17 protein-coding genes, 1 tRNA gene and 1 pseudogene are annotated in these 19,727 nt (G+C 34.7%); 11 read left to right on the top strand and 8 right to left on the bottom strand.

Annotated elements, in window-relative coordinates; genetic code table 11:
* Positions 1 to 96: 96 nt before the first annotated feature.
* The 4 genes from CYAN10605_RS08780 to CYAN10605_RS08765 all read left to right on the top strand — a co-directional run bounded on the left by CYAN10605_RS08780 (position 97) and on the right by CYAN10605_RS08765 (position 3,644).
* The gene (locus CYAN10605_RS08780) at positions 97 to 369 is read left to right on the top strand and encodes a ribbon-helix-helix domain-containing protein (RefSeq protein WP_015219588.1); all 273 of its coding nucleotides are present in this window, start codon (positions 97 to 99) and stop codon (positions 367 to 369) included.
* Positions 369 to 731 (top strand): type II toxin-antitoxin system PemK/MazF family toxin, encoded by a 363-nt coding sequence (locus CYAN10605_RS08775; RefSeq protein ID WP_015219587.1) that lies wholly within the window; start codon positions 369 to 371, stop codon positions 729 to 731. Before CYAN10605_RS08780 ends, CYAN10605_RS08775 begins: the two co-directional genes overlap by 1 nt.
* A 178-nt stretch (positions 732 to 909) precedes the next feature.
* A complete protein-coding gene (locus CYAN10605_RS08770; RefSeq protein WP_015219585.1) occupies positions 910 to 1,494 on the top strand; it encodes a hypothetical protein in 585 nt (194 codons plus the stop codon).
* 392 nt (positions 1,495 to 1,886) lie between these two features.
* Positions 1,887 to 3,644: a S8 family peptidase gene (locus CYAN10605_RS08765; protein WP_015219584.1), complete on the top strand. Its 1,758-nt coding sequence runs from the start codon at positions 1,887 to 1,889 to the stop codon at positions 3,642 to 3,644.
* A gap of 157 nt (positions 3,645 to 3,801) precedes the next feature.
* Here the strand turns inward: CYAN10605_RS08765 and CYAN10605_RS08760 are convergent, their stop codons facing one another.
* Entirely contained in the window at positions 3,802 to 4,383 is a 582-nt protein-coding gene (locus CYAN10605_RS08760; protein ID WP_015219583.1) for a pentapeptide repeat-containing protein, read from the bottom strand.
* 30 nt (positions 4,384 to 4,413) lie between these two features.
* On the opposite strand from CYAN10605_RS08760, the gene panC reads away from it, so the two are divergent.
* The 3 genes from panC to CYAN10605_RS08745 all read left to right on the top strand — a co-directional run bounded on the left by panC (position 4,414) and on the right by CYAN10605_RS08745 (position 9,358).
* Positions 4,414 to 6,033, top strand: coding sequence for a pantoate--beta-alanine ligase (gene panC / locus CYAN10605_RS08755; protein WP_015219582.1), 1,620 nt, complete (start codon positions 4,414 to 4,416; stop codon positions 6,031 to 6,033).
* Between the two features lie 688 nt (positions 6,034 to 6,721).
* Positions 6,722 to 7,591 carry a ferredoxin:protochlorophyllide reductase (ATP-dependent) iron-sulfur ATP-binding protein gene (bchL, locus tag CYAN10605_RS08750; RefSeq protein ID WP_015219581.1) on the top strand — a complete coding sequence of 290 codons (870 nt, stop codon included), beginning with the start codon at positions 6,722 to 6,724 and terminating at the stop codon, positions 7,589 to 7,591.
* 357 nt (positions 7,592 to 7,948) lie between these two features.
* Positions 7,949 to 9,358 carry a ferredoxin:protochlorophyllide reductase (ATP-dependent) subunit N gene (locus CYAN10605_RS08745; protein WP_015219580.1) on the top strand — a complete coding sequence of 470 codons (1,410 nt, stop codon included), beginning with the start codon at positions 7,949 to 7,951 and terminating at the stop codon, positions 9,356 to 9,358.
* A gap of 278 nt (positions 9,359 to 9,636) precedes the next feature.
* Here CYAN10605_RS08745 and CYAN10605_RS08740 read toward each other — a convergent pair whose 3' ends face one another.
* The 4 genes from CYAN10605_RS08740 to CYAN10605_RS08725 form a co-directional block, all read right to left on the bottom strand.
* Positions 9,637 to 10,392, bottom strand: coding sequence for a pantothenate kinase (locus tag CYAN10605_RS08740; protein ID WP_015219579.1), 756 nt, complete (start codon positions 10,390 to 10,392; stop codon positions 9,637 to 9,639).
* Between the two features lie 9 nt (positions 10,393 to 10,401).
* Entirely contained in the window at positions 10,402 to 11,283 is an 882-nt protein-coding gene (locus CYAN10605_RS08735) for a 4-hydroxybenzoate solanesyltransferase (protein WP_015219578.1), read from the bottom strand.
* A gap of 316 nt (positions 11,284 to 11,599) precedes the next feature.
* Positions 11,600 to 12,190 carry an esterase/lipase family protein gene (locus tag CYAN10605_RS08730; protein ID WP_015219577.1) on the bottom strand — a complete coding sequence of 197 codons (591 nt, stop codon included), beginning with the start codon at positions 12,188 to 12,190 and terminating at the stop codon, positions 11,600 to 11,602.
* 146 nt (positions 12,191 to 12,336) lie between these two features.
* A complete protein-coding gene (locus tag CYAN10605_RS08725; protein WP_015219576.1) occupies positions 12,337 to 14,838 on the bottom strand; it encodes an EAL domain-containing protein in 2,502 nt (833 codons plus the stop codon).
* Between the two features lie 200 nt (positions 14,839 to 15,038).
* Here CYAN10605_RS08725 and CYAN10605_RS08720 point away from each other — a divergent pair.
* Together CYAN10605_RS08720 and CYAN10605_RS19135 are read left to right on the top strand one after the other, a co-directional pair.
* Positions 15,039 to 15,112 (top strand) — tRNA-Arg (locus tag CYAN10605_RS08720).
* A gap of 171 nt (positions 15,113 to 15,283) precedes the next feature.
* A pseudogene (locus CYAN10605_RS19135) lies at positions 15,284 to 15,498 on the top strand (phenylpyruvate tautomerase MIF-related protein); the annotation flags it as partial.
* A 457-nt stretch (positions 15,499 to 15,955) separates the two neighbouring features.
* Here CYAN10605_RS19135 and CYAN10605_RS08710 read toward each other — a convergent pair.
* On the bottom strand, positions 15,956 to 17,035 hold the full coding sequence (locus tag CYAN10605_RS08710; protein WP_015219575.1) for an NAD(P)/FAD-dependent oxidoreductase: 1,080 nt from the start codon (positions 17,033 to 17,035) through the stop codon (positions 15,956 to 15,958).
* Positions 17,036 to 17,315: 280 nt separating this feature from the next.
* Between CYAN10605_RS08710 and CYAN10605_RS08705 the strand changes: the two genes are divergently transcribed.
* Positions 17,316 to 17,720 (top strand): NIL domain-containing protein, encoded by a 405-nt coding sequence (locus CYAN10605_RS08705; protein WP_015219574.1) that lies wholly within the window; start codon positions 17,316 to 17,318, stop codon positions 17,718 to 17,720.
* Between the two features lie 197 nt (positions 17,721 to 17,917).
* Positions 17,918 to 18,805, top strand: a complete 888-nt coding sequence (locus CYAN10605_RS08700; RefSeq protein ID WP_015219573.1) for a hypothetical protein — start codon at positions 17,918 to 17,920, stop codon at positions 18,803 to 18,805.
* A 52-nt stretch (positions 18,806 to 18,857) separates the two neighbouring features.
* On the opposite strand, the gene CYAN10605_RS08695 is transcribed toward CYAN10605_RS08700, so the two are convergent.
* A complete protein-coding gene (locus tag CYAN10605_RS08695) occupies positions 18,858 to 19,361 on the bottom strand; it encodes a PAS domain-containing protein (RefSeq protein ID WP_015219572.1) in 504 nt (167 codons plus the stop codon).
* Between the two features lie 97 nt (positions 19,362 to 19,458).
* Complete coding sequence (locus tag CYAN10605_RS08690) at positions 19,459 to 19,713, bottom strand: (2Fe-2S) ferredoxin domain-containing protein (RefSeq protein WP_015219571.1); 255 nt, start codon at positions 19,711 to 19,713, stop codon at positions 19,459 to 19,461.
* Positions 19,714 to 19,727: the final 14 nt, after the last annotated feature.

Genomic DNA, 19,727 nt, shown 5'->3' with positions numbered 1-19,727 from the left:
CTAGACTAATGCTTTTTGCAGATAGGGTTTAAGATCATTGATAATTCATGATATGATGATAATGTAAGGGCTATTTATCCTATTAAAAAGTAAGTTATGGAGAAAGTTTTAATTTCATCAGGAACAAAACAAAAAATTACTGTGACAGTTGATAGTAATCTGATTGCTGATATTGATAACTTTACTAATAATCGCTCTGCCGCAGTGGAAGAAGCTCTTTTTTTATGGCGACAACAACAATTTGAGGCTAAATTGCGTGAATTTTATTTGAATCGCTCTGGTAATGCTTTAAAAGATGATGAGAATTGGAGTGAAACTACTCAAGATAATGCTATCGCAAATTGGGATGAATCAACGGAGAATAGTTAATGTCAGATTTTGATGTTTTTCCCCGTCAAGGAGAAATATATCTTTGTCGAGCCTCAAAACAATCTGGGGATACAAAAAAACGCCCCGTAGTGGTGGTATCTTTAGATGTCAGAAATCAATATAGTTCAACCGTTTTAGTTGTGCCTTTTTCTTCTTTTATCGAAGGAATTGAAAATAATCCTTGTCGAGTTTTAGTTAAAAAAGGTGAAGGGGGTTTAATGGTTGATTCTGTAGCAATGGCGGATTTAATTACTAATATAAAAAAGAATTATCTTGAATCCAGTGTTTATGGTGTAATTAGTCAATCTTATTTAACCAAAATTCAAAGGGCAATTTCTTTGAGTATGGGTGTTTTTTTGTAAAGCAAAATCAGCTTTTATACAGTAGTTATGATAAATTAACAGAAAATAATTAACAGGAACTTTGATAGCTATGGTTTTAATTATTTCAAAAATAAAATCGTTATAAATTAACATTTTTATTTAACCTGACACCTTTCCTAAGCAACAATTTATATACTCAAAGTGAGAAAGCCAAAAAATGACTGATTTTTTAGCAACTTTTAATCAAATTATTGATAAGTCTTCTTCTAACCCTTCCACAAAAAATGTCTATGAGGCTTTAATTTCGGCGGAAAAATACGCTAATCAAAATAAGATTAAATATGATTTTTCTCAATTATTAGGTAGTTGGCAATTATGTTTTATTACTGGGACAAAAAAAAGTCAACAACAAAGGGGAAACTTCTTAAAAAATGGCTTTTATTTACCAGCGATCGCATCTATTATAATTAATTATTCTATTCCTGAAAATCTCCAACAAAATAAAAATCAAGGCATAATTGAAAATATAGTTAAATTCGGCTTAGTACAGTTTAATGTTAGTGGCGTTTGTAAATTTATTAATAATAAAAATATCTTAGCATTTGACTTTTTATACCTAAAAATGTTTATATTAGGAGCAAAAATATATGAAACGGAAATTAGAGGTGGTAAAGAAAATGAAACTACTTTTTGGGATGCCTCTTTAAAAGACTTAGCTTTTTTTCGTTATTTTCTAGTGGATGAAAATTTTATTTGTGCCAGAGGTAAGGGAGGAGGATTAGCTTTTTGGAAGAAAAAATAAGGCTATTTTTACGCTCATCTTGATAAATATTGTTATCCGTTATCCACCCTAAGCGACAACTTTATATCGAACTCAGATAAATAATAAATAACCTCAGTTCGGTTTAAGAATATCGGATAAGAGTAGGTGTCAGGTGTCAGGTTTCAGGTTGCAGGTGTTGGAGAAAGTAATAAGTAACGAGTAATGAGTAATGAGTGTTCGGAGTTATCAATGATTAATTATTCGCCCCAACACTATTTACTATTACCCTTTTTGCCATCACTCATCAGTGAAAATTTATCCCGAACTCAGATTAAATAAAGTTACAAAAGTTTGATTTTATTCCCCTTCAGATTTTGAGCATTCTAGTTGGGTTTATAATGGTTCTAGTTGCCTCTCATTAAGTCTTTATTATGAAAAAACTATTACTTACCTGTGCTTTTATTGTCGGTGTTAGCCTTGCCTTACTTAATTTTCAAGGTTTAGCAGTTAAGGGTGAATTTGATTCTATTATTATTAATTTTCGTCAAGATATTTCTCAAACAGAGTTAGAATATAACCTGAGTGCGATCGCATCTCAACTGAAACAAGTACCGATTTTGAATAGTATTTTTTCCGAAGAAGAAAGAATTTACATTGTAGAGGGAGATAAGAAAACCATCAAAAAAATCAGAAAATCTCCTTTTAAAAGTGATATTGAATATGTAGAACCGAACTATATTTATCATAGTTTAGAAGTTCCCAACGATCCCGCCTATTCTCAACAGTGGAATTTGCGCAGTATCAATATTGAACAAGCATGGGAAGACAGCAAAGGAGAAGGTGTCACCATTGCGGTAATTGACACAGGAGTAAGTAAAGTACCCGACTTAGAAAATACCGAGTTTGTAGAAGGATATAATTTTGTTGATAATACCATTAATGCTGACGATGATATAGGTCACGGAACGCACGTAGCAGGTACAATCGCACAATCTACCAATAATAACTATGGTGTGGCAGGTATTGCTTACAAAGCAAAAATTATGCCCTTAAAAGTGTTAGGAGAGCATGGTGGTAGTATTGCAGACATAGCCGAAGCCATTAAATTTGCCGCCGATAAAGGAGCGGATGTAATTAATATGAGTTTAGGGGGAGGAGGAGATAGTCAATTAATGCAGTCTGCCATCAAATATGCCCACGATAAAGGAGTTGTCATCGTAGCGGCGGCGGGGAATGAAAATCGTAACTCTGCGGTATTTCCTGCTCGTTATCCTCAAGTTATTAGTGTAGCGGCTATTGATTCTGCGGGGCTTAAAGCTCCCTATTCTAACTTTGGGGCAGGAGTGGATATATCAGCCCCCGGAGGTAGTGAAACAGGCAAAATTTTGCAAGAAACCATCAATCCAGAGAATAAACAACCCGAATTTATCGGTTATCAGGGAACAAGTATGGCCGCCCCCCACGTGGCAGGAGTAGCGGCATTAGTAAAAGCTACAGGGATGGAAAATCCAGATGAAGTGAGAGAAGTTTTAATTCAATCAGCCCGTAGAGTAGAAAAAGACCCCTTAAACCATTATGGAGCAGGGCAATTAGACGCAACTCAAGCGGTGAGAATGGCACTTAAAGGAAAAATTACCCCGAAAGACTTTTTACGCTGGTTAAAAGAAAATGGCTATCTCAACCCTGTTTTTTGGATTAATGGTGGCACTATCACCCTTTTACCGAAATTAGCAATGGTTCTAGGTTCATATTTACTAGCATGGTTTTTACGTAATTATGTCGTTTTCAACCTCAGTTTGAGTGCAGGATTAGTAACTGGCAGTAGCGGTTTATTCTTCCTACAAGGATTATATTTATTTGATTTACCTCAATGGCCTTTTCGTTTAATGGGTAGTTCTGTGCCAGAATTAGGTAATGTGGTTATGGGTACACCTAGTTTAAATCCCTTGTTTGCTAGTGTTTTAATCCCCTTTATTCTGGTTGTTTTATTTCTTCAACATCCTCAACTTAAATGGGGTGCGATCGGGTGTAGTTTAGGTGTGGCATCTTGTCTTGGGATTACTGCTTTTCTAAATCCTTTTGTGTGGGGTTTAGGTTATGGGTTAATGTCTCAAATATTTCTCTTAATCAATGCTTTAATGTGTGTTGGATTAGCTTATTTAGCCAGTAAAAGTGCTTCTTTCAATTAATCTGACCTCAGTTCGGTTTTAGAATATTGGATAAAAGGTGAGGGGGTGAGAGGGGGAAGCGAATGGCCATTTGCCCGTACAGGTGTTCAGAGTTTTTAATTCTTAATTCTTAATTCTTAATTCTCAACTATTCACTATTTACCCTTGCCCTTTACCCCTAATTGAAATCACATCCTAAGCTATCTCTAGTGGCAACCCCTGTGATAGAATTAACCCCAGAAGCTCGATCGCACATTAAAGCTACTTGATAACGGTCAATTACTGCCCCTGTAAAGTCTGCACCCTCTATATTTGTATCATAGAAACGAGTACGAGTTGCGATCGCATCTGTAAAAATAGCGTTGCGTAAGTCAGCAAAATCAAGGGTAACACGATCAATCAATGAGCCTGTAAAGTTGGTTTCCCGTAAATCAGCACCGAACAAAATTCCTTCTGTCATCACAGAATTAGTGAGATTAGATTGATAAAAAGAAGCATTGCGTAGATTAGAAGCGGCAAAAACTGAACCTGTTAAGTCTCGGTGAGAAAAGTCTTCCCCTTCTAGTTGGGCATAGGTAAAATTAACCGCCGTTTGGGCGTTAACAGATTGGGGAGTAAGAAGAATAAAACTAATGGCTAATAACAGTAGAATAATTGCTTTAACGATGAGGGGAAAAAAGCGAGAAATAAAATTGACAATGGGAGAAGGAAGATTGAAAATTGAAAGACGAACTTGGTTAATTAATTCTTGATTAGCCATAAACAATTATTGCAAAAATTCTTGAGCTTCATGTTAATTGTAACCAGTATTAGTGAATTGCAAAGGGAAATAAGCAGGGTTTCTCCTTCTCAAAAAATTGGGTTTGTGCCAACTATGGGCGCATTACATTCGGGGCATGAAAGTTTAATTCAACGGGCAGTTACGGAAACAGATTTTGTGGTAGTGAGTATATTTGTCAATCCGCTACAGTTTGGCAAAAATGAAGATTTAGATCAATATCCAAGACCATTAGAGCAAGATAAGGCAATATGTAAGCAATTAGGGGTTAAGCTCTTATTTACTCCTTCTGTGACAGAAATTTATCCTTCAGAAGAAGAAACCACCATCGTCAATCCCCCCACTGCTATGACTTCGGTTTTGTGTGGAAAATATCGTCAAGGGCATTTTCAGGGAGTGGCTACTATCGTCACTAAATTATTCAACCTAGTCCGTCCAAATGTTGCCTATTTTGGGCAAAAAGACGCTCAACAAGTGGCTATTATCCAAAAAATGACAAAAGACCTCAATATTCCTGTAAAGGTGCAATCTTGCCCCGTTATTCGGGAAAAATCAGGGTTAGCTTTGAGTTCTCGTAATCAGTATTTATCCTCTGAGGAAAAGGAAAAAGCTACTTTACTTTATCGCAGTTTAAGCAAAGCACAACGAGCTTTTCAAGAGGGGCAAAGGGATTGTCAGAAATTGTTACAGATTGTTAAGGAGGAATTTAGATCCCCCCAAACCCCCCTTAATAAGGGGGGCTTAAATCTCGATAATTCCCTTAATAAGGAGAGCTTAAATCTTAATGATTCTCTTAATAAAAAGGGCTTAAATGATATAAATATACAATTGCAATATGTAGAAATAGTTGAGCCTAAAACTTTGCAACCCTTGACGGAAATAAGCGATTCTGCTTTAATTGCGATCGCAGCTTATATTGGTAATACTCGTTTGATAGATAATGTGATTTTAACAGTGACTAAACCGATTATAGCCCTTGATGGACCGGCAGGGGCAGGAAAATCAACCGTTAGCCGTCGTTTAGCTCGTGAATTGGGTTATGTTTATTTGGATACTGGAGCGATGTATCGGGCGATTACTTGGTTGGTGATGGAAAATAATATTAATGTTGAAGATGAAGAAAGTATTGCTTCTTTAGTTGCAAATGTGCAGTTAGAATTGTTACCTAGTGATAATTTACAAATTCCTGTAACGGTAAAAATTAATGGGCAGGATATAACAAAAGAGATTCGCACCCCAAGAGTTACTAATCAGGTGTCAAAAGTTGCGGCACAATCTGCGGTAAGAGAAAAAATGGTAGCATTACAACAAGAATACGGAGCAAAAGGGGGTATTGTGGCAGAAGGGCGAGATATTGGCACGAATGTTTTTCCCCATGCTCAATTAAAGATATTTTTAACCGCTACTCCCCAAGCAAGAGCGAAGAGACGTTTAATTGATTTACAAAATCAAGGAGAAAGTAATATTGATTTAGATACTTTAATCAAGGAAATAGAGGAAAGAGATTACTTAGACAGTACAAGAGCTATTGCACCCTTGAAAAAAGCCGAAGATGCGATCGAGCTTATTACTGATAATTTAACTATAGATCAGGTCATTGAAAAAATCAAAAGCTATCTTATTTTAGTTTAGAGTTAAGAAAGAGGTGACAGGTTGCAGGTTTCAGGTGTTAGGGCGATGAGGAGATGAGGGGAGGGGGAGAAACAAGTAAGGAGTAATGAGTTCAGGGTTTTTAATTCTTAATTCTTAATTCTTAATTTTTAATTATCAACTATTAACTATTAACTATTAACTATTAACTATTAACTATTAACTATTAACTATTAACTATTAACTATTAACTATTAACTATTAACTATTAACTATTAACTATTTACCTTTGCCCTTTGCCCTTTGCCCTTTCACAACCAAAAAATCAATACAACTGAGCTACTTAACTACACAATAGTTAACATCTACATAATAATTAACATTTAATCTTTTTTTGGGGTTTTTTGCTTCTCTCAAATCATTTCTCCAAAGATGCGATCGCATTTTATTTATCATTAAACCCTTGCTAAATGGCAATTTAAGAGAATATTAAGCAATCATAAATCTAAAAGTTTGCTTTTAAACATAATTACTATAAATTAATTGACAAAATACTAAAACTAATAAAATAAAGGCTTAAAAAAGAATTTAAGGCTAAAAAATTAAATTAAAATCTAAATCAACAAAATAGAGTCCTATAGCTACCAAATATAAAACCATAGCACCTGTTAATTTCCTAAAAATTAGTCAATAATGCAAAAAGAATAAATTTTAATCAGACATTAGTAAAATGACTTTAACCCTAGCAGTATATGGAAAAGGTGGTATCGGTAAATCTACCACAAGTTGCAATATTTCCACCGCCCTCGCTAAAAGAGGCAAAAAAGTATTACAAATAGGATGCGACCCGAAACACGATAGCACTTTTACCCTCACGGGTTTTTTAATTCCCACTATTATCGACACCCTACAAGAAAAAGATTTTCACTATGAAGATATTTGGCCTGAAGATGTTATTTATAAAGGCTATGCAGGAGTTGATTGCGTTGAAGCTGGTGGCCCTCCTGCGGGGGCTGGTTGCGGTGGCTATGTGGTAGGGGAAACGGTTAAATTACTCAAGGAGTTAAATGCCTTTGATGAGTATGATGTGATTTTATTTGATGTTTTAGGAGATGTTGTCTGCGGGGGATTTGCCGCCCCTCTCAACTATGCTGATTACTGTTTAATTGTTACTGATAATGGATTTGATGCTTTATTTGCCGCCAATCGCATCGCCGCCTCAGTCAGAGAAAAAGCACGCACCCATCCCCTTCGTCTAGCAGGGTTAATTGGTAATCGCACCTCGAAACGGGATTTAATTGATAAATATGTATCCCATGTGGCAATGCCTGTGTTGGAAGTTTTACCCTTAATTGAAGACATCCGAGTATCCAGAGTCAAGGGAAAAACCTTATTTGAAATGGCAGAAAAAGACCCAACTTTAGATTATGTGTGTGACTTTTACTTAAATATTGCCGATCAAATTTTAGCATTACCAGAAGGAGTTGTCCCTAGTGAAGCCCACGACAGAGAATTATTCGGTTTACTTTCCGATTATTATTTGAATCCTCCTCAAGCCAAAGAAGAGAAAGAGGATGAATTAGAGTTAATGATAGTATAACTCAGTCAGAAGTGAGGGTTGGGCAATGTTCAACCTTTTATTGATCTAACTAAGGGAATTGTGGAAAATTTTGAGTTAAATAATTATTAATTCATCATAAAAGATTGAGTTTGTAGTAATGGCTTCAGCCATTTTAGGTTCGCTCATTGAAAAATAACCTGTGAAGTTTTGATAAATCAATTACCAAAATTTAGTTAGGGATTTACTGTTTTTCCTTTAGATGATTTTAGACAAAAAATAAGGCAATTTAACAACACAATTTAACTCATTTATTCTCAGTAAATTAGAAAAAGGGCTAAAGCCCTTACTACGAACAAAAAGAATTAGTTTATATCAACAATATAGAATTACAAAATTATGACTTTTACACCCGAAAAAACTGCTACTCCTGAATTAAATTTTGAATGCGAAACCGGTAATTATCACACTTTTTGCCCTATCAGTTGCGTGGCTTGGTTATATCAAAAAATTGAAGATAGTTTCTTCTTAGTTATTGGTACAAAAACCTGCGGTTATTTCCTTCAAAATGCGATGGGAGTAATGATTTTCGCTGAACCTCGTTACGCTATGGCTGAACTCGAAGAAGGAGATATTTCCGCCCAATTAAACGACTATAATGAATTAAAACGCCTCTGTGATCAAATAAAGCGCGATCGCAATCCAAGTGTAATTGTTTGGATTGGTACTTGTACCACAGAAATTATCAAGATGGATTTAGAAGGTATCGCTCCTCAGTTAGAACAAGAAATTGGTATCCCTATTGTGGTAGCTCGTGCTAATGGTTTAGATTATGCCTTTACTCAAGGAGAAGATACGGTATTAGCGGCCATGGCGAATCGTTGTCCGAAGGAAGCAGAGGTTAAACAGATAGAAGATAAGCAAGAAAGAAATGCCATCCAGAAATTACTTAATTTTGGCAAAAAACAGGAAGAAACAGTTCATAACGAATATCACGAGCATCCCCCATTAGTCTTATTTGGTTCATTACCTGATCCTGTTGTTACTAATTTAACCCTAGAGTTGAAGAAACAGGGAGTCAAAATCGATGGTTGGCTACCTGCGAAACGTTATACCGAGTTACCCATAATTGATGAAGGTTATTATGTGGCAGGAGTAAATCCTTTCTTGAGTCGCACTGCTACCACTTTAATGCGTCGCCGTAAGTGTAAGCTCATTGGCGCACCCTTCCCTATTGGGCCTGATGGCACTAGGGCATGGATTGAGAAAATTTGCTCTGTATTAGGAGTTGAGCCTCAAGGTTTAGAAGAAAGAGAGGCAAAAATCTGGGAAAATCTGCAAGATTATGTTGATTTAATTAAAGGTAAGTCAGTTTTCTTTATGGGTGACAATTTACTCGAAATTTCTCTTGCTCGTTTCTTAATTCGTTGCGGTATGACCGTGCCTGAAATTGGTATTCCTTATATGGATAAACGCTATCAAAAAGCAGAATTAGAGTTTCTTGCCCAAACTTGTCAGGAAATGGGGGTATCTCTACCTACTATTGTGGAAAAACCTGATAACTATAATCAATTACAAAGAATCAAAAAAATTCAACCTGATTTGGTGATAACGGGTATGGCTCACGCTAATCCTTTAGAAGCAAGAGGAATCAGCACAAAATGGTCTGTAGAGTTCACTTTTGCCCAAATTCATGGTTTTACTAATGCCCGTGATATTTTAGAGTTAGTAACTCGTCCTTTAAGACGTAATAATAATTTGAAGGATTTAGGTTGGAGTAAATTAGTTAAAGAAGAAGCAACTTTGTAATGGAAAAAAACTTAATTAACCTCAGTTCGGTTTAAGAATATCCGATAAGGTTAGGTGTCAGGTTTGACGGTTGCAGGTTGCAGGTGGTAGGGGTTTTTAGCAAGGGGCTTAAGCCCCTTGTTTAACGTTAGTTCGGGTTAAGGCAATTTTATCGTTATTTCTAAGAAGCTATAAGGTTTTCTGACGACGAGTTGGGATGCTTTCAGCTTATCCAAAACTCAGGTTAATTATTGGGAATTAGGAAAGGATAAAAAGGGCAAAGGAGGAATAAAAAATAGTTAACTACTAAATTCGATCGCACTTTGATAATATTGCATACCCCAAAAAATTAAATCAGGATCGATAATTAGTTTTTGACTAAAATCAGGATCAATATCTGCTAAATATCGAGATAATAATAAAGCGTCTCCCCCTGTCAAAACGACTTTACTTTGGGGATATTTTTTGAACCAATCTTGAGCAAAATCTTTGATTCCCGCAACGATAGTATAAACGACACCACTTTGGATGGCACAGGGGGTATTTGTCGCCCAACGGGGAGTTATCTCCCCCATAATTTGTACTTCAGGTAAAGCGGCTGTGTTAAAGAAAAGGGTTTGTAATTGTAATCTTACCCCCGGCATAATAGCCCCCCCTTGAAAGTTTTGTTTCTCATCTGCTCCCGAAAAGGTTAAAGCTGTACCACTATCAATTACTAGGCAAGGAAAACCATAATGACATCCTCCCCCCCATAAAGCTAAGATGCGATCGCACCCCATACTATCATAAATATTGTGTAGGGGTATTTTTTGATAATTAATGATAATTGTTTGAGGTAAGGAAAGATAAATTTTCGTAGCCGATGGCACAACCGAAGCCACATATAAAGACATTCGACTCTGAATATGGCCAAAAAGCTCCTCATCTAAAACCGCTTCTAATTCTTTGACAGTATCCGCCGAAAGGGTATTCCATGTTTTTCTTAATTCTTTACCCTGAAAATAAGCCCAATGGAGTCGAGAATTACCAATCATCAAGCCTAACCAATTTTCCATTATGTCTTTTTATCTCACCCCCAAAATAATTCCTAACAGTAAAATAAAGCCAATCCAGACATTCTGACTAAAAATTTGACCATAATTAATCGAATCCTGATTAATGCCCCTAATTTGGATATACTGCCCCACCCATAAAATAACTGCGATCGCCCATGCTACCCCAAAAAAGAGGTTGAAACCATTAACCATCGCAATATAAGCAAATAAACCAGCCGTAAGGGCATAAAATAAGCCGACTGCATCCCCCACCAAATCATCAAAAAAGATGGCACTCGAATTGATTCCCACCTTGAGATCATCTTCTTTATCACTCATAGCATATACCGTATCAAACCCCATCGTCCATGTTACCGTTGCCCCCCACAACAACCAGGTATTATTATTCAAATTCCCTGTCACCGCACTCCAACTGATTAATACAGCAAATCCCCACGCCAATGATAAAACCAATTGAGGCACAGGAAAAACCCTCTTTGCTAAAGGATAACAGACAATAAAAGGTACAGCCCCCACACAAAGCCAAAAACTGAGGGCATTAAGATAAAAAGCCAACACCGCCGCACAAGCTAAACTAATAAAAAAGACAACTATTCCCACCCTTACCGATAAGGCACGGGAGGCAAGAGGGCGAGTTTTAGTTCTTTCCACCTGATTATCAAGATTTCGATCCCATAAATCATTAATAACACAACCAGCCGCACTGGTAGCTAAACTGCCGAGAATAACAACCCCAACTAAAGGTAAAGGAGGTTTTCCCTCTCCAGCTAAAAATAAAGCCCACAATGCAGGTATCATTAAGATAAGTCTTCCTGCGGGTTTATCCCAACGCAACAATTTAACGATATTTTCCACCAAAGATGATGATTTTAGTTCAGGGGAAGAAACCATAATTTCAAGTAGATTCAAATTCTTTGTCTAAACCTTTTGTTATTGTATCTTAATCAGTGAAAATAATAATTAAGACAAGGCAATGGACAAAGGTAAATAGTGAATAGTGAATAGTGAATAGTTGAGAATTAAGAATTAAAAATTAAAAACTCCCAACACTCATTACTCATTACTCATTACTCGTTACTTATTACTTTCTCCAACACCTGCAACCTGAAACCCTGTACGGGCGAATGGCCATTCGCCCCTACTTCTCCCTCATCACCTCATCACCTCACCATGCCAAACCCTCCGATGCTACCTGAAACAGACTGAATTATGATTTATTGCCAAGGAAATTAAGGATTGCATTAAAAACTCTTTTATCTTCCAGCATCCACCGATGAATTAATACAGGGAAATTTACCTCTTTTCCTACTCCCATAACAGAACTTTTAGGAGGCAAAATCATAGCATCAAAAGGAGTCCACATCACTAGGGTTTCAATTTTACTTAATATATCTTTTACATCATTATTTAAGTCCTGTAAAAATTCACTATTTGGACGCATCTGTTGAATACCTTTTAGGGGTAGAAAATGAGCGTTATTTGTACCGTTATTAGGAGCAGAAATACTAACATATTTATTAACTCTATCAATACCGTCTAATCTCTGTAAATAGTATCTAGTAACTAATCCCCCCATGCTAAAACCAATTAAGTTTATTTTTTCTTGCTCATGAAAATTATTGTTTATGAATTGTTTAAGTTGTTGTGCTAAATCTCTTAAGTCGGCAATACCAATGCTAGGAATTAGGTCAATAGTATGGGGTTGATAACCGTATTTTTCCAAAATATTACCCATGGATTGAAATATTTTCCCTGTATCTGTAATACCGTGAACCATTAATACTTTTTTTTGATTCATTTTTATCTAATTGCCTCTTGCCTACCAAACACGAATAATCGACACGACGAGAAGTGATAGAGCCTAAATTACTGTTTAATAATTGTCTTTTCTCTTCCTAAACTAATAATTTACATAACAAGAAGCAAGAGATCAACAAATTTAATTTATGGTAAGAAAATTCCCTCATTGGCAACAGATTGAATAAATTTTGTCGCCTCATCCACAGGTAAAGGATAACTGAAAAAATAACCTTGCATAGTGTCACATTGTAGATTTTTAAGTAGGTAGGCTTGTTCTTGACTTTCTACCCCTTCTGCAACCACTTGTAAATTGAAGCCTTTTCCTAGAGTTATCACTGCCGAAATAATGGCTAAGTCGCTGGGTTCATTTTTTAAATCTCTGACAAAACTTTGGTCTATTTTTATTTTTTGAAAAGGAAATTTTTTTAAATAACCGACAGAAGAATAACCAGAGCCAAAATCGTCCATAGTAATAGAAATACCTATTTCTGTCAATTCTTCTAAAATTTCTTGGGTTAATTCTGGATGAACAATAATACTTGTTTCTGTTATTTCTAGCTCTAAATATTCTGGCTCTAATTTTGTTTCTTTAAGAATTTGTTTGAGTGATGTGACTAGGTTTGGTTGACATTGCCTAGGGGATAAGTTAACTGCTATTTTAAGGGGAGTTAAACCTGATTGTTGCCATTTTTTATTTTGTTCACAAGCCGTAAATAAAACCCATTCTCCGATGCTATTAATAAATCCTGTTTCTTCGGCAATAGGTATAAATTGGTCTGGTGATACCATTCCTAAATCGGGGTGTTGCCAACGAATTAAGGCTTCCATTCCCGTTACTTTACCTGTGTTAATATTTATCTGCGGTTGATAATATAAGCAGAGTTGGCTTTCTCTTATTGCTTGATAAAGGTTTGTTTCTAAGTGTAATAATTCTGTATTTCTTTTGTTCATGGAGGGATTATAATACTGATATTGATTCCCGCCACTATCTTTACTGCGATATAAGGCTATGTCAGCATTTTTGACTAAGTTTTCTGGGTTTTCACCGTCTTGAGGATAAATAGCTATACCCATACTTAAATGGCAGTATAGTTGATATTCGGAAATAATTATCGGTTGTTTAAGGCTATTAAATATCCTTTTAGAGACAATGGTTGCATCTTGAGGATTTTTGATTTCTGATAACAGTATGGTGAATTCATCCCCTCCCCAACGGGCAATTACATCAGCACTCCTGAGACAGTTTTTTATTCTTATAGCTACTTCTTGCAAAAAGCGATCGCCTACATCGTGACCTAAAGTATCATTAATATGCTTGAAACGATCTAAATCAATAAATATTACAGCTAGTTTACTTTTATACCTTTGAGAACGTGCGATCGCCTTATATAGTTGTTCATTAAATAGATTTCTGTTGCCTAGCTGTGTAAGTAAGTCATGACAGGCTTGATAACATAGCATCTCCTGTGCCATTTTTCTTTCTGTAATATCTCGGACTGCATAGCAAATATATTCTTTAGCACCATAGTAAATACTACTAATATTGACTTCAACATCAATGAAGTGACGGTTGCGATGACGATGAATAGATTCTTGAACTAAATTAAGACGATTTTTTTGAACTTTACGGATTATACTATCATGTACTTCAGGATCAGTGGCTAAAACATCATAAATTTTTAAGGTTAAAATTTCCTCGTTACTATAACCGATTAGACTACAATAGGCTTGATTTGCTTCAATAATTTGTTTAGAAATAGGATCAACTAAAATTATTCCTTCAGATATTTGTCTTACTACTGCTCGATATTTTTCTTCATTTTCTTGCAAATTTTTTTCTAAGGTATATCTATCTTCAAAACAAAAAATATAGCTTTCAATAATATCTTGTTGCTGTTTATAATTAGCATACTGAGTATAGCATTTATTTTGATGTTTAATTTCTCTGATACAAAAATTATTGCCATTTGATTTCAAATCTTGATGTAAATTATCCACAAAAGGATTAGGATAACTATTACGATTAAAATCGGGGAAAAAGTCTTTAAAAAATGAATTAAAGTGAATTATTTTTCCATCTTTATTTATATGAATGTAAGGGGCTTTAATATGGTTATTATTTTGATGTAAAGTAAATAAAACTTCCCTAATAAATTTTTCCTCTTGCTCTTGATTTTCTTCTGTAATAGTAGTTTGTGAAGAAGATATTTTTGGGTATTTAGAATTTATGACAATGTTAGATGAATTAACTGATGATATATTCTCCTCTGAAATAGCTAAATAGCTACCACTTTCTTCATTAATAATTTCATAACAAATTTCAACTTCATTGCCCCCTATTTTTATGGAGTCTCCAGAACTCAATTCATACGACAAACATTTATTCCCATTAATAAATATACCATTAGAGCTACGATTTCCCTTTAAATCACCATCAATAATCCAAAAAAGAGTTTGTTGATTCTCTCCCTTGTATTTTACTGGTAGTATCGTACAATGAAATCGAGATATTGTTGGATGATGAATAACAATTTTATTACTAGAATGACGCCCAATAGAGTGTATTTCATTGCTCAATACTATTCTTTGTCTTATATCCCCATAAGTAATATGTATTATATGTTTTAGTTCTACTGGTTCATTCATTCCCAATAACCTCTAAAGTTATTTTATTGTTTAATTGAATTATTCTTTGATCTGAAAAAATATTAACCTAAATTCGGTCTTTTAGTCATTAATAATTACTGTAAAATTTTCTAATTATTACCATTCTTTTTAAATTTATAACATTAAAGATTGTCAAACACAAAAAAAATCGCTATAATGTGTAAGCGTATTTTATAAATGGGTGCGTAGCTCAGCCGGATAGAGCAACTGCCTTCTAAGCAGTCGGTCACAGGTTCGAATCCTGTCGCACCCGTCCATTTTTTCATTTTCCGTAAAGTCGATGAATGTTATTATCTACTGTGCTTATTTCATGTTGAAATCATTTATACTTGCCCTCATCCGATATTCTTGAGTTAAATAAGTGCGTGAAGCCAGTTAATATATATTCTGATAAACCATTATTTATCAATGATCAAGAATAATTATGCCTTTAATTAAAGTTCAAACATCTATCGCTAATCCTGATCAAGAAAAAGTCAAAGATTTATTGAAGAATTTATCCCATAAATTAGTTAAACCAGAGTCTTATTAATGACAATATTTGAATCTGATTTACCCATGAGTTTCGCTGGTACTTTTGACCCTGTGTGCTATTTGGAAATTAAAAGTGTTGGTACAATGAGTTCTAGTCAGAGTGAACTACCGTAAACCAAATCAAAGATTATGGTGTAGGTTTCCTACCCAAAGAAATGCTTTTTACTTCGAGAAGTAACCAGACTTACTTTCTGGCGATAGGCTTTGCCCCCCCGTTCCAGAGGTCATATAATTCTGTTTAGTTTTGTCACCAACCTTTGTTCATTTAAGTATTCCAACTTGTTTAAGAGGAACAGTGAGGTTTGGGCTATCAGATAATATCTGACAGGTAGTCTCTAGGTTTTTTTTGCAACGGGAAGTTCGCCGACTACGGCTACTCTTTCTTATACCGCTTGATCAGATCATAGCACAAACCTTGTCCGTAATTCATCTCACACCTGTTTAATTATTGTTTTTGTCGAAAACTAGGTGTGAGGCTTCCTACAGAAGAAGCTAAAAATCGTATATATATTGAATTTGCTGACGCAAAAGGGTATTTATGGGGTTGGAATGGATCAACTTTTTAAGTTATCATTTCTTTGATTATTAAAGCGGTAGCGGGGGCTAGTAAAACACCATTACGATAATGTCCCGTTGCTAAGATAATATTTTTGTAGGGTTCTAATTTTTCAATTATAGGAGCAGATTTCCCTTCGGGACGTGGTCTTTTCCCTGTCCATGATAACATGATGGGAGCTTGGGCTAAACTGGGACAAAATGCGATCGCATCTGAGCGTAAATTTTGTAATAATTGGTCTTTTGCAATGACTTCTCCCTTACTATCAGGAAATTCGACGGTTGCCCCTAACCAAAACTCATTATTACCCATAGGGGCGATATGAATATCATTTCCCGTAATGACTGGATTAAAATCCTCTTTGCTTTGCCATTGGTCATATTTTACTAACAATGCTTGTCCTAATACTGGTTTAATTTCGATGGGTATGTGCAATGATTCTAATAGAGAAGAAGTACCTAAACCCGTTGCTATAATTACTATATCTGCAGATAAAGATTGATTTTCTAAAATAACTTCAGTATGATTTTCCGAACGAATATTCAAACCCTTAACTTTCTCTCCGAAAATACATTTAACTCCTTTCATCGATGCACCTTTGACAAGGGCTTTAGTTAAAAATGTAGGACTAACCTGCCAATCATCAGGGGAATAAACAGCCCCAACTATTGAAGAAGTGTTAATTTCTGGACAATGAAATTTTAATAAAGATTGATCCCAAATATCCAATTTATAGCCCTGAGAAGCCCTAAATTGGGCTAATTTTGCGTATCTTTGAAGTTGTTCCTCTGTAAATAATAACTTGACAATACCCTGCCGATTATGGGGAATTGATAAACCTGTGAAATTTTCTAATTCGGAAATCAAAGTTTTATATCGCTTAAGACTTAACTCCCTTAATTTCCAAGCTCTGCCTTTCGTTTTAAGACTAATAATTGCCATTAAAATTCCCAAAGCCGCCCCAGTTGCCCCCGTGCCTGGATTTTTTTCATCGATTAAGGTAATATCAAATTCAGAATTATTACTTAGTTCATATGCGATCGCACTTCCTACAATACCACTACCGACAATAATAATTTTTTTCATTACTTTGATAATCTCATTCACAATAGGCGCAACTTTAATATATTGTAACCCCAGTTATGACTCTGTCTCCATGGACTCAGTTATTCAGTAGGAATATGTGATTTAGGAAGGTATCAGGTTTTAGGCGGTAGGTGTTAGAGTGTTTAGGTGATGAGGTGATGAGGGGAGAGGGCAATCATCGGAAATAGTGCTTTTCAAACAGATTTTTAGGTTAATTTAATTCTAGTTTTTATTTTGTACTAGGTCTATTATTGATATAGATGGATTTTTATAAGTAGAAATGAAGAAAAGAGTAACCCTTAGTTTTCCCCGTACAGTGGTACAAATGCCCGTTACTTATCGATTGGCAAAAGAATTTAACATTGCGGCAAATATTATTCGAGCGGCTGTTGCCCCAAATCAAGTCGGGAAACTGGTTTTAGAGTTATCGGGAGATATTGATCAATTAGAAGCTGCGATCGATTGGATGAAAAGCAATAACATAGGAGTATCCCTAACAACAGGAGAAATAGTTATTGATGAGGAAATTTGTGTTCACTGCGGTTTGTGTACAGGAGTATGTCCCACAGAATCTTTAACCATTAATCCTAGTAGTTATCAATTACAATTTAGGCAACAAACTTGTATTGTTTGTGAACAATGTATTCCCACTTGCCCTGTACAAGCTATTACAAGCAATATGTAACACTTACTTGGGGTTATAAGGAAAAATTTGGTGGTAAAGGTAGAAGTCACCGAGTCACCAAATCAGTAAAAGTGCTTATAAATTAAGGTATTTACCCTAATTTTTAGTTTTTAGGAGATATTCTTTATCATATTTTGTTTCAACATAAGTCCTCAAAAAATATTTAATTTTCAATTGAATTTTTAACAAAAAAACCTATGAAATATTCAACTATTTTTGGCACTGGAGCGTATTTTCTTATTTCATTCTCTTTAATTTCCTCTTTTTTACCAGATAAAGTATTAGCGGAAACACAGATTAAGAATCAATTAGAGTTAACCAATGAAACACCAGCATTTCAAGGTAAAAGGCTAACCGAAGGAGACTTATCCATTGAAATTGATTTCCAGCCCTATAATTTTGAAAGTAATGACAATAATTTAAAATATAGACTTTTTTATCAAGGAAAAGAAAAATTAAAAGCATCTAAAGAGACTTTTTTTTCTCAAGTTTATTTTCAACCCTCAGAAAAAGATAATCCCTATCCTTACATTGTTATTGAAACCTACAGTGGTGGTGCTCATTGTTGTACAAGTTTTTATATTTATACATGGTTGGATGGAGAATTTGTTGAAACCAGTATCGAAAATTTAAACTCCGGCGGAGGAGTTTTTAAAGACTTAAAAGGGGATAATTCTTTGCAATTTGTGACTAATGATAATAGTTTTCTTTATGCTTTTAGTTCTTATGCAGGGTCTTATCCTCCTAGTTTAATTTATGACGTAGGAAAAGGAGAACTAATCGAAAATACTCGTAACTATCCTAATTATCTACGAGAAACCGCCGATAATATGCTAACAGCCCTACAAGAAGGAATAGCAAATGATTATGAAGTCAATGGGGTTTTAGCTGGATATGTGGCTCAAAAAATTTTACTAGATGAGTATGAAGAAGGTTGGCAATTTATGTTAGAAAACTTCGATCGTAATGATACTACTGGTTTAACTATTTATAATGCAGAACTTGAAGAAGTCGGACAACATCCCGATTTCCCCACCGCTTTAAAAGCATTTCTTCAAGAAAGAGGTTATTTAAAAGGAAATTAAAGAGCGTCATAATTATCATTAATAAAAAAAATGGATGATTTTTTAATCGCTATTATTGATTATTAAACAATTGTAATAACTTAAATAAATTAACTTTTGTCTCTGCTGTTGTTTCCCCCAAAAGTCCTGCAATTTCTTGGGCAACTTTCATCTGATTATTAACAACATTATTTACTTGTTTAATCATTTGTTCTTGCATTTTTGTTAATTCTTTCTTTTGTTTAATTTCAGACGTTAGATCTATCATTATGCAGAGAATCAAATTTTTTTCTTCTATAGGGTAAATAAATTCTTTAACAAATATCTCTGGTTTAGGATATTCTTTAATTGAATTTTCTATATTTTTATTCTCTTTCCAAGCACTTTTTAAATGTTCTATATCACCGAGAATATTAACAGCTGATTGACCTTTGATTGCACAACTTTCCAGTTTAAATAGTGTACAAAAAGCAGGGTTAACCAACTGAATTTCTAGGTCAGAATTGACGGCAATTAGTGCATTGGGGTGATATTCCCACGCTAATTTATAGAGATAGTTATGATTATTTTCTAACATTATTTTAATCAGTGCTTTGAGGAAAATATTACTTTAAAGGGAGTATAATTTAAGATTTAAACTTAATAAATAAGGAAAAAATAGCTATAAATTAATTTTATTTAATCATGGGTAAAATTTCATGGATAAATTTTTCTTCTAAGTTTTGAGGGCTAATATTAATAAATAAATGGTCTTTAAATTTCATAACAATTCCCGAGCTACAAGTTTCTAAGCAAAAACAACCTTTTAATTCAACTATTTGGTCTATATTATACTCACTCATTAATGCTTGTAGTTTTGGTAAAACTTCATAAACTCCTAACTGATGACAGGCTGAACCCATACATAAAAATAAGTTTTCTTTAAGCATTTTTCCTCTTTGAA

Source organism: Cyanobacterium aponinum PCC 10605 (assembly GCF_000317675.1).
GTDB lineage: Bacteria > Cyanobacteriota > Cyanobacteriia > Cyanobacteriales > Cyanobacteriaceae > PCC-10605.
This window is presented reverse-complemented; position numbering and strand designations above follow the sequence as displayed.